Below are 9,315 nucleotides of genomic sequence, written 5' to 3' on the forward strand. Positions count from 1 at the left end.
TTGATTCGCCGCTCAGTAAAGCGGGTGAACGTGATGGGCGCCGATAACCTTCTGGAGTTTATCCGATCGTATCCCATAAAATCGCAAATTAAAAAACATTGCAATTAAATGGCAAATACATAATACTTCAAATTATTTGAGGTATTTAGCAATGGGGTTTTATGGCTCTATCAACTAACAAGAACCTTTATCGAATTGCCGAGATTCAACAGGGGTATTTCACGACAAAGCAGGCTAAACAGGCCGGGTACGCGGAAAATACGCATCCCTATCATGTGCATGCCGGCAATTGGATCAGAGAACAGCGGGGTATTTATCGGCTGGCACGCTTTCCATCCTCGCCACAATCCGATCTCGTGAAATGGTCGCTTTGGTCAAGGAATCGGACAGATACTCCTCAAGGCGTATATTCCCATGTCACGGCACTGAGTATTTATGAGCTTTCCGATGTTATGCCGGCCAAACTGCATATGACGGTGCCGTATTCATTCCGACGAAACGGCGCCATCCCGCCGATACTGATCCTGCATAAGGCCGATATTGATGACCGGGACATTGAACAAATGACAGGGTTTAAGGTCACACGTCCCCTGCGGACGATTCTTGATCTGATGGCGGAGGACAAAACCTCACGCCATATCATTAAGCAGGCGCTGGAACAGGCGCTTCAGCGCGGGCTGATCACCAGGACGGCCATCAAACGACTATCTAATAACGAGCCTTTATTGGCTCTCCTTGACAAGGAAATCTCGTGAAGTCAGGCAACCGAGAATACACGCCGGAATCCTTTCGTATCTCGTTGGAAGCCCGTCTTAAGCAAAGGGCTGCCAAGGAGAACATTGATCTCCAGCGCTTACGGCGGCAGGTGGCATTTGATCGGCTGTTATGCCGCATTTTCCATGAAGCTTCTTCACCGTGGATATTGAAAGGCGGTTATGCCATGGAATTGCGACTGACCATGGCGCGTACTACTCGTGATATTGACTTGGCGTTTCACCGAACCAAGCCGGGGTTCAGCGCCAAGGACCAGCGCCGTTCGATGCTGGATCTATTGCAACAAGCCGCGGAATTGGATTTAGGCGACCGCTTCATGTTTATCATCGGCGAACCGATTGCCGATTTGGATGGCGCGCCTTATGGTGGTTTTCGTTATCCTGTCGAAAGCCGCATGGCGGGGCGTCTGTTTGTCCGGTTTCATCTGGATGCCGGCCTAGGTGATGTCGTCATTGAACCGCTGGAACAAGTCGCGTCTCCTGATTGGCTCAAATTTGCCGACATTGCGCCGGGATCATTCACGGTGATGTCCAGGGAACAATTATTTGCCGAAAAATATCACGCCTATACGTTACCCCGCGGCGAGAATATCGAGAACTCACGTTCCCGCGATTTGGTGGATATGGTATTGCTGATAAAGGAAGGCCGGCTTCATCGAGAGAAAACGATAAACGCTTTACACAAGACTTTCCAACGACGTAAAACTCATCCGCTCGATATGAACGTCGTTCAGCCGCCGCTTTCCTGGGCAAGGCCGTTTGCCGCGCAGGCCGCAGAATGTGGATTGACTGAAGATTTGAATCAAGCCTACGAAGTTCTGGCGCGTTTTATCGGTACGCTTCAGCCGCCAGTAACGCGATAACCCCATGTTAACCCTGTTGAAGTTTTTTTAAGAGTTCGCAGAAGCCGGTCAGGAAGGCAATTGAGGCGGCATGAGTTCTGAAAAGTCGTGAGCGATATGTACGTTATTGATACAGACTTGCCGGAGGCAGAGATTGATGGCGTCGGCATTTTCAGGGGTAACCAAGCTCCGGTTCAGAGAATAATGGCCGTTCTGATCAATGACCATGAATTCGGGGCATGGTGAGATTGTCTGTTCGTGATGCTGTGTTTGGTTCGTTATCACCCAAACAACAACGGCCAATATTATTGTCGCAAGAACAGCTCCCACCGCTTTATTCTGCTTCATGTCATAGCCATGAAGACCGCCTTTATTAAAGTTTCGCCTTGTATCCGAGAGGGTAAACGTCATTCACGATCAAGGATATGCCCCCCCCCCTCATGTTAAGTTAAGGGCTGTTAATGGGCTGGCGAAATAACGTTACTTTTTGCCTGTGGTGTTATCAGCCAATATTGGGTGGCATCTTCACGTCTGACAAGACCACGGTAATGATTAAACAGGACATCAGGCATGGTGTGACCCATTTGCAGGCAGGTTTTTTGGACATTTTCGTGATGGGCTAGGTGATATGATCCAAAAGAATGGCGGGCAATATCGGGCGACCACGTAATGCCAGCCAACTGCCGAACCTTGATAAATGCCATGCGGGAATAATATATTTTACCGAGACTCCGATATCGGGTAAGCCACTGAAAGAGATTCTCGGAAACATCAACAAATCGCTGGCGACGCGTTTTGGCAACGGTAGGGATGACCCGAATGATCCGGCCTTCAAGGTCAATATTATCCCAAGTTATTTCTTGGGTTTCCGCAGGACGCAAGCCGGCAAAAAAAGACAGCGCGAGATATGGGATAAGTTCTGGAACTGATTTCTCAGCAACGCCAAACAGTTTTTTGACATCATCAACCGGCATGACTTTTGGCGATTTGTTATCCAAATGCGTTTTTTCGATCTTACTGCCAGGATTGGTCCGGATGTATTCCCGCTTCACCGCATACTGGAAATATGCGCGCAGGTTACGCATATAGCATTCGCGCGATACCGGGGTCAGACCAAGGTCATCAAGCCACTTTTCAATATCGTGGACAGTTATTTCATGGATCAGGGATTTGCCGTAGCGGGCAACAAACCGCTGAACTTTCTGGCGGGCGTCACGGATGGTGAGGGGACGCCGATTGGCTTTGCGTTTGGATTCAAGGTATTCATCAAACACTTCCTTGACACTTCGTTTTACACCATCTTGCGGCGAATGTTGCAGGAAGGTTTCAACCGCATCCACAAGGGTAGCACGCCCATTAAGCTTATGGTAGGCAAGGACGGCTTCCTTTTTCTGATCTTCATTGAGTCGAAGAGCGTCGGCGCCGATTTTATTTCGTTCGATGCGTTTCTTTTGCGCCATCAATTCGGCATCGGCTTTTGACTTATACGTGTAAGTTATGCGCTTGCCGTCAACAACGCCGCAATCGACAACCCAATAATGATACGTGTGTTTCTTGACTTTTGTTTTACGCTTTCGTATCCTTGGCCACGTCGGTTGGTTTAATTTTGATTGCATAGTTTGCTCCATTGGTTATGAAAAGACGCGATAGATTTGTTGGGGTGATTCCCATCCAGAGCATCGTCTTTTCTGGTCAAAATGTAGCAAACAGTCAAGTACTAAAAACGGCATATTTTATAAGTGCTTGATAATGAACGCCGGAGGGATGGCAGAGCCTGGTTTAACGTGCATGACTCGAAATCATGCGAGAGGCAGAAAGAACAGATTGAAGGTTATTTTTTGGGCGGCGCTTTGCGGCCGAGATGCGCCAGAACTTTTTCCATGTCCGCCCACACGTCCCACATGGCCGACTGGTTGCGCAGGAGATAGGAAGGATGAAAAGTCGGCATGACAGGAATGCCTTGATATTCAAGCCATTTACCGCGCGTTCTTGAGATTGTTCTCCCCGGCACGTTGGAAGGTATAAGACCATCCAGCGCGGTGGCGCCCAGAAGAACCATGACTTTTGGTTTCAAAACGGCAATCTGCCGCTCAAGATAAGGCAGGCACGTTTTCATTTCCTCCGGCAAAGGCTTCCGGTTGTTCGGCGGCCGGCACTTGATGATGTTGGCGATGAAAACCTCTTCGCGCGCGTATCCCATCCGGACAATCAAGCGGGTCAGCAGCTGGCCGGCCCGGCCGATAAACGCTATCCCCTGCCGGTCTTCATCCTCACCCGGAGCTTCACCGATAAAAAGAATATCCGGCCGGCAGTTCCCCTGCCCCGGAACCGTTTTTGTCCGTGTTTTATGAAGCGCGCATTTTGAGCAGGCGGCGACCCGGGCGGCGATTGCCTCTAATTCCTCTTCGGGCGGCCCGGCGGGGCTTTCCGGCGCCTGTTTTTCCGCGGCCGGAGCGGGGGGCACGGACCGGCCGGCGGCGGAAACCGGGGGACGGCCGGAAACGGCATTGTTTCCCTTCCGGCCGCCGGCAAAAGAAATTATTTCAGTGACATTATTTTCGCGCAGATAATCAATATAAGATTCCACGTCTTTTTTAATCTTTGCCAGCCGTTGTTTTATGTCCCCATCCATAAATTAAAACCAAAATCCGTTTTTAGCGCCGGCATTTCCGTTGTTAATGTTTCCGTCTGCAAATGCCAGGCGTTTCATCCTTCTCATAAAAAGCGGGCCGAAAATCACATAGACCACTCCCAGGCCGAGAATTAGCAGGGATGCGGCAGTGGCGGCCCTGCTGCCCGTGAAAAACAACAACAGAACCAACACCACGCACAGCACGAAAACGCTCGGTATTTTTGTCGGTTTCGGATAAGGCACGTTGGAAACCTGGAGGGTGATCATCACCAGCACCCCGCCCAGGAACAAAACTCCAACCGGACCGTAGCCCAGCTGGAAAAATTCAGCAAAGACCTTGGTTTCGCTCAGGAGGACAAAAATAGCCACCCAACCGGCGCTGGCCGTGATGGGAAGTCCGCAGTAGCCGGCCTGACCGCGCGCCGGGTCGTGCGCCTTGAAACGCGCCAGGCGGATAACGCCCGAGAGCACCACCAGCGAGGTCATCAGAATGCGCCAGTCAACGTGTCTTTGCAGCGCCACCTGGTAAATAAGAATGGCCGGCGCCAGGCCGAAGGCGGTCAAATCCACATAAGTGTCCAGTTCCGCGCCGAAGGGCGAAGTGCCCTTCAGGAGCCGGGCCAGATTGCCGTCCAGGCCGTCCAGAGCCATGGCCAGCATGATAAACTGCGCCGAAAGCAGGAAATGTTTTTCGCCTTCAATGGCCAGCAGGATGCTGAAAAAACCGCACAGCATCGCCAGCAGGGTGATCACGGTGGGAATAAACTGCCGCCAATTCATTTTTTCTCCCGGAATGAGATGAACGCCGGAAAGGATTTTTGTTTACACGGCGCTTTTCTGAATTACTATATCCCGAACCAACAATCCTGTCAAAACTTTATGGAAAAATTTCCCGGGAGCAACCTCAAAAGGAGAAAACAAGCTATGGCAAAAATCGGCATAATCGGCGGATCCGGACTTGACGACCCGCAAATACTGCGGGACGCGCAAGACATCCATGTTTCAACGCCCTACGGGGAAACAACTTCGCCGCTGACCTGCGGAACAATTGAAGGCGTTGAAGTCGCCATGCTGGCGCGGCACGGACGCCGGCATACCTGCCCGCCAACCCAGGTCAACTACCGCGCCAACATTTTCGCCCTCAAGGGACAGGGCTGCACGCACATCCTGGCAACGTCCGCCTGCGGGTCATTACGCGAGGAAATCCGCCGCGGCGATTTCGTGGTGCTGGATCAGTTTATTGATTTTTCGCGCCGCCGGGCGCTTTCGTTTTTTGAAAAATTTGAGCCCGGCATCCAGAACGCAAAACACACGCCGATGGCCGCGCCTTTTTCCGCGTTCCTGCGCCAGCAGCTGACGTCGGCCGCAAAGTCGCTGGATTTGCGCTCTCATCCGCGCGGCACGGTGATTACCATTGAAGGCCCGCGCTTTTCCACCCGGGCCGAGTCAAAGATGTTCCGGGCCTGGGGGGCCGACGTGATCAACATGACCGTCGCCACGGAAGCCGCCCTCGCCAACGAGCTTGAAATTCCCTACGCGGCCGTGGCGGTCTCCACCGATTATGACTGCTGGAAAACCGACGAAGAACCGGTAACGATCGCCGACATCCTGCGCGTGTTCGCGCAGAACGTGGAAAACCTGAAAAAACTCCTGCTGAAGACAATCGCCCTTATCGGCTCGGCCGGATGATACGCCCCCGCTCCGGCCATGGCGCGTTATTTCCGAACGCGGCCCGCGCGGCATTCAGGATGAGGAAAAAGTCCGCCTCATGCTTCAATCCGGCCGACTTCAAAACCGAGGCTCCGGATTATTTCCATATCCCTTGAATACCCCTGTCCGGCGGTGGTGAGATAGCCCTCGGTAAAAACAGAATTGGCGGCGAACAAAGCCAAAGGCTGGAGCGGACCCAGGCATGCTTCGCGTCCGCCCGCCGCGCGGATATCCCGGCGCGGATTGACAAACCGGAACATCGCCAGCGCGCGCAGGGCCGCAAGGGCGGCCAAAGGCGGTTTTTTTTCAAAAGGCGTACCGGGGCGCGGATTAAAAAGATTGACTGGAATGGAATCAACCCCCAGTTCGCGCAATTCAAAAGCAAGTTCCACCCGGTCCTCCAGGGATTCCCCCAACCCGATAATGCCCCCGCAGCAGACTTCCAGCCCGGCCGCCTTGGCCATGCGCACCGTGGCAGCGCGTTCATCGTAGGAATGCGTGCTGCAGATTTCCGGAAAGAACCGGCGCGCGGTTTCCAAGTTGTGATTGTAACGGTTCACGCCCGCTTTGGCCAGGCGGCGCAACTGCTCCGCGCTTGCCAGCCCCATTGAAACGCAAATGCTCAGTTTAATTCCCTCGGCGCGGATTTGCCGGGCGGCGGCGCACATGGTTTCAACCGCATCTTCGGCGGGCGCACGGCCGCTGGTGACAATACAATACTTCGCCGCGTTCATCTTGTCGGCCTGCCGGGCGCCGGCGGCTATTTCCTCCGCACTGCGCAGGGGGTAATGGCCAATCCCGGCTTTGGACACGGCCGACTGACTGCAGAAACCGCAGTTTTCGGAACAGGAACCGCTGCGCGCGTTTTGAATAACGTGCAGATTCACGCTTCGTCCGAACGTTTCCCGCCGCAGGCGGTAGGCCGCGGCCAGGATTTCCAGCAGATCGCTTTCATCCGCCCGCAGAACCGCCAGCGCTTCCCCGCGCGTGATGCCGGTAGAAGTCAGCGCCTTTTCCGCCAGCGCCCGCCAGTCAAGGCGGCAGGATTGCTTTTCGGAACATTTAACTGAAGATTCGTTGTTGATTTTAAAAGATCCCCCGCAAAATTGAGGTGTTATATATCCCAATGGTCATGGCTTCCCGGATTGCAGCCAGGCGATGTATTCGCGGACACCTTCCTCCAGCGGGGCGAAAGGCTCGGAATACCCGGCCGCACGCAGACGGGAAACATCGGCCTCGGTATGGTACTGATACTTGGCGCGCAACGTTTCCGGCATGTCAATGAATTCAATCTGCGGCTCGCGCTTTAACGCCGCAAAGACCGCCCGGGCCAAATCCAGCCAGGTGCGCGCTTGAGCCGTACCGCAGTTGAAAAGCCCGTTCGCATCCCCGTTTTCCGCCAGAAAGATGGTCGCTTCCACGGCGTCCCTGACAAACATAAAATCCCGCAGCTGTTCGCCGGCGCGGTAATCCGGATTTTCCGACTTGAACAGCCGCACGGTGCCGGTTTCGCGGATCTGGCAGAAAGCCTTGTGGACCATGGAACGCATGTCGCCCTTGTGCGCCTCGCGCGGGCCGTAAATGTTGAAATACTTGACGCCGGCGATCTTGTCAAACAAGCCGTGCCGCAGTGCCCAGAGGTCAAACATCTGCTTGGAATAACCGTACATATTGAGCGGTTTCAACCGCCCGATTTTCTCAAAATCATCGCGGTATCCCTCGGAACCGTCGCCGTAGGTGGCGGCGCTGGAAGCGTAGATAAAACGCGCCTTGTGCCGCAGACACCACTCGCACAACTCGCAGGTAAAACGGTAATTATTGTCGGCCAGGAAGGAGGCGTTGCGCTCGGTGGTGGAACTGCAGGCGCCGAGATGGAAAACAATATCGGCTTCTCCCAGAGAATCGTTCCGCAGGTGGAAGCGGAAATCGTCCTTATCCCAGTAATCGGCGTAATTCAGTCCGACCAGGTTCCTCCATTTCTCGTCCTGGCCAAGATCGTCAACGACGAGGATATGCTCCTCGCCGCGCCGGTTGAGCGCCTCTATCAGATTACTGCCGATGAATCCGGCGCCGCCGGTAACAATATATTTTCCGCCCATAATAATTGCCTTTCAGTTAGATTCCGGTTTTATGCGCACCCATGCGGACAAGGCACGTTATTGTCCTTCAAATTCCCTTATGAACTCGGCCGGCGCGAGAATACGTATGTTCTGCCATTGACCGAGATTGAGCAAGTGTGAATCTCCGGAGACAATCGTGTCCGCGTCAGCGGCCAGGGCGCATTCCAGAACACGGTTGTCGTCAGGATCGGCATTAATAGCCCGGACTCTGGCCGTTGGGGTTACTGCCCGGCACAGGTTATGAAGTTCCTCAATAAACGCGAGAGCCTGTTCCGATGACAGACCAAACTTCGGTCTTTGCAACACGTCCCGTATTTCATCCAGAATTGCCAGGGAGACAAAACATTGCAAGGAGCCGTCGAGCACATGTTCCACAATGCGCGCCGGATGGCCGCCAAAGAGAAAGGCGGAGATAATGACATTGGAATCCAGCACGATGCGCGGAGCCGTCATTAACCTGCCACCCTGTTTTTCCGGTATGCGGCAATTTCTGCTGATACATCCTGTTGCTTCAGTTTTTTTCCGCGGGCGATTTTCCGGCCCAGAACAAATATTCCGGCCCACCGCTCTTTGCGCTGGATGTATAACCGAGCCGCCTCGCGTAAAAATTCCGAGCGGCTTCGGGCCTCGCCATGGGCGACACGGTCAATTTCGCGAAGCAGACTGTCCTGAAACGATATATTGACGGTTACGTTGCTCATTGATTTATTTTTCCTTTTTGCGTAACATACAAAACTTGTGTATCGCCTGTCAAGCATGCGATGTTATGTATCATGCTGAGCCGTGAAACCGCGATAGGCATCAAGGATTTTTTCAATGATGCCGCTGGTTGAACAGCCCTTTTCCATCTTCGCCAGCGCCACGCGGCCGCCGGCGTTTTCAACCGTTTCGCGTCCGCTGACATAATGCGCCCAGTCCCGGCCCTTGACCAGCACGTCCGGCACGAGCAATTCAATCAGCTTCGCTGGTTCCGGCTCGTCAAAAACGACCACGTAGTCCACGCATTCCAGCGCGGCGAGCACGCGGGCGCGGGCAACCTGCGGATTGATCGGCCGGTTTTTGTCTTTGTAGCTCCGGACCGACCTGTCCGAATTGAGTCCCACGCAAAGGGCATCTCCCTGCCGCCGCGCCCAGTCAAGATACTTGACGTGGCCCGGGTGGAGAATGTCAAAGGCGCCGTTGGTGAAAACCAGCGCGCGGCCGGCTTTCTTCAAACGTTTGCGCTCGGCCGCCATGGC

At 53.7% G+C, this 9,315-nt stretch carries 11 protein-coding genes; 3 read left to right on the forward strand and 8 right to left on the reverse strand.

Going from position 1 to position 9,315, the window contains the following annotated elements; all coding sequences use genetic code 11:
* The first annotated feature begins 161 nt into the window (after positions 1–161).
* Both PHP98_10700 and PHP98_10705 read left to right on the forward strand, forming a co-directional pair.
* Positions 162–755, forward strand: coding sequence for a type IV toxin-antitoxin system AbiEi family antitoxin domain-containing protein (locus tag PHP98_10700; protein ID MDD5484095.1), 594 nt, complete (start codon positions 162–164; stop codon positions 753–755).
* Complete coding sequence (locus PHP98_10705; GenBank protein MDD5484096.1) at positions 752–1,636, forward strand: nucleotidyl transferase AbiEii/AbiGii toxin family protein; 885 nt, start codon at positions 752–754, stop codon at positions 1,634–1,636. The genes PHP98_10700 and PHP98_10705 overlap by 4 nt, the downstream gene beginning before the upstream one ends.
* A gap of 437 nt (positions 1,637–2,073) precedes the next feature.
* Here PHP98_10705 and PHP98_10710 read toward each other — a convergent pair whose 3' ends face one another.
* The 3 genes from PHP98_10710 to PHP98_10720 form a co-directional block, all read right to left on the reverse strand.
* Positions 2,074–3,231: a tyrosine-type recombinase/integrase gene (locus tag PHP98_10710; GenBank protein ID MDD5484097.1), complete on the reverse strand. Its 1,158-nt coding sequence runs from the start codon at positions 3,229–3,231 to the stop codon at positions 2,074–2,076.
* A gap of 215 nt (positions 3,232–3,446) precedes the next feature.
* Entirely contained in the window at positions 3,447–4,247 is an 801-nt protein-coding gene (locus PHP98_10715; protein MDD5484098.1) for a uracil-DNA glycosylase, read from the reverse strand.
* 3 nt (positions 4,248–4,250) lie between these two features.
* Positions 4,251–5,027: a CDP-alcohol phosphatidyltransferase family protein gene (locus PHP98_10720; GenBank protein MDD5484099.1), complete on the reverse strand. Its 777-nt coding sequence runs from the start codon at positions 5,025–5,027 to the stop codon at positions 4,251–4,253.
* 144 nt (positions 5,028–5,171) lie between these two features.
* Between PHP98_10720 and mtnP the strand changes: the two genes are divergently transcribed.
* Positions 5,172–5,936, forward strand: coding sequence for an S-methyl-5'-thioadenosine phosphorylase (gene mtnP, locus PHP98_10725; protein ID MDD5484100.1), 765 nt, complete (start codon positions 5,172–5,174; stop codon positions 5,934–5,936).
* A gap of 77 nt (positions 5,937–6,013) precedes the next feature.
* Here mtnP and bioB read toward each other — a convergent pair whose 3' ends face one another.
* The 5 genes from bioB to PHP98_10750 all read right to left on the reverse strand — a co-directional run.
* Complete coding sequence (gene bioB / locus PHP98_10730; protein MDD5484101.1) at positions 6,014–7,084, reverse strand: biotin synthase BioB; 1,071 nt, start codon at positions 7,082–7,084, stop codon at positions 6,014–6,016.
* A gap of 3 nt (positions 7,085–7,087) precedes the next feature.
* The gene (gene rfaD, locus PHP98_10735; protein MDD5484102.1) at positions 7,088–8,056 is read right to left on the reverse strand and encodes an ADP-glyceromanno-heptose 6-epimerase; all 969 of its coding nucleotides are present in this window, start codon (positions 8,054–8,056) and stop codon (positions 7,088–7,090) included.
* Positions 8,057–8,113: 57 nt separating this feature from the next.
* Positions 8,114–8,530 (reverse strand): putative toxin-antitoxin system toxin component, PIN family, encoded by a 417-nt coding sequence (locus tag PHP98_10740; GenBank protein ID MDD5484103.1) that lies wholly within the window; start codon positions 8,528–8,530, stop codon positions 8,114–8,116.
* Positions 8,530–8,778 (reverse strand): ribbon-helix-helix domain-containing protein, encoded by a 249-nt coding sequence (locus PHP98_10745; protein ID MDD5484104.1) that lies wholly within the window; start codon positions 8,776–8,778, stop codon positions 8,530–8,532. The genes PHP98_10740 and PHP98_10745 overlap by 1 nt, the downstream gene beginning before the upstream one ends.
* A 63-nt stretch (positions 8,779–8,841) precedes the next feature.
* The coding region (locus tag PHP98_10750) for an adenylyltransferase/cytidyltransferase family protein (protein MDD5484105.1) at positions 8,842–9,315 on the reverse strand (474 nt) is incomplete at its 5' end.

This window comes from Kiritimatiellia bacterium (assembly GCA_028715905.1).
Lineage (GTDB): Bacteria > Verrucomicrobiota > Kiritimatiellia > JAAZAB01 > JAAZAB01 > JAQUQV01.

What these genes read in the sequence shown, in the direction of transcription:
- PHP98_10700 (MDD5484095.1), top strand. Translation starts at nt 162, where the DNA reads ATGGCTCTATCAACTAACAAGAACCTTTATCGAATTGCCGAGATTCAA.
- PHP98_10710 (MDD5484097.1), bottom strand. Translation starts at nt 3,231, where the DNA reads ATGCAATCAAAATTAAACCAACCGACGTGGCCAAGGATACGAAAGCGT.
- PHP98_10715 (MDD5484098.1), bottom strand. Translation starts at nt 4,247, where the DNA reads ATGGATGGGGACATAAAACAACGGCTGGCAAAGATTAAAAAAGACGTG.
- PHP98_10720 (MDD5484099.1), bottom strand. Translation starts at nt 5,027, where the DNA reads ATGAATTGGCGGCAGTTTATTCCCACCGTGATCACCCTGCTGGCGATG.
- mtnP (MDD5484100.1), top strand. Translation starts at nt 5,172, where the DNA reads ATGGCAAAAATCGGCATAATCGGCGGATCCGGACTTGACGACCCGCAA.
- rfaD (MDD5484102.1), bottom strand. Translation starts at nt 8,056, where the DNA reads ATGGGCGGAAAATATATTGTTACCGGCGGCGCCGGATTCATCGGCAGT.
- PHP98_10740 (MDD5484103.1), bottom strand. Translation starts at nt 8,530, where the DNA reads ATGACGGCTCCGCGCATCGTGCTGGATTCCAATGTCATTATCTCCGCC.
- PHP98_10745 (MDD5484104.1), bottom strand. Translation starts at nt 8,778, where the DNA reads ATGAGCAACGTAACCGTCAATATATCGTTTCAGGACAGTCTGCTTCGC.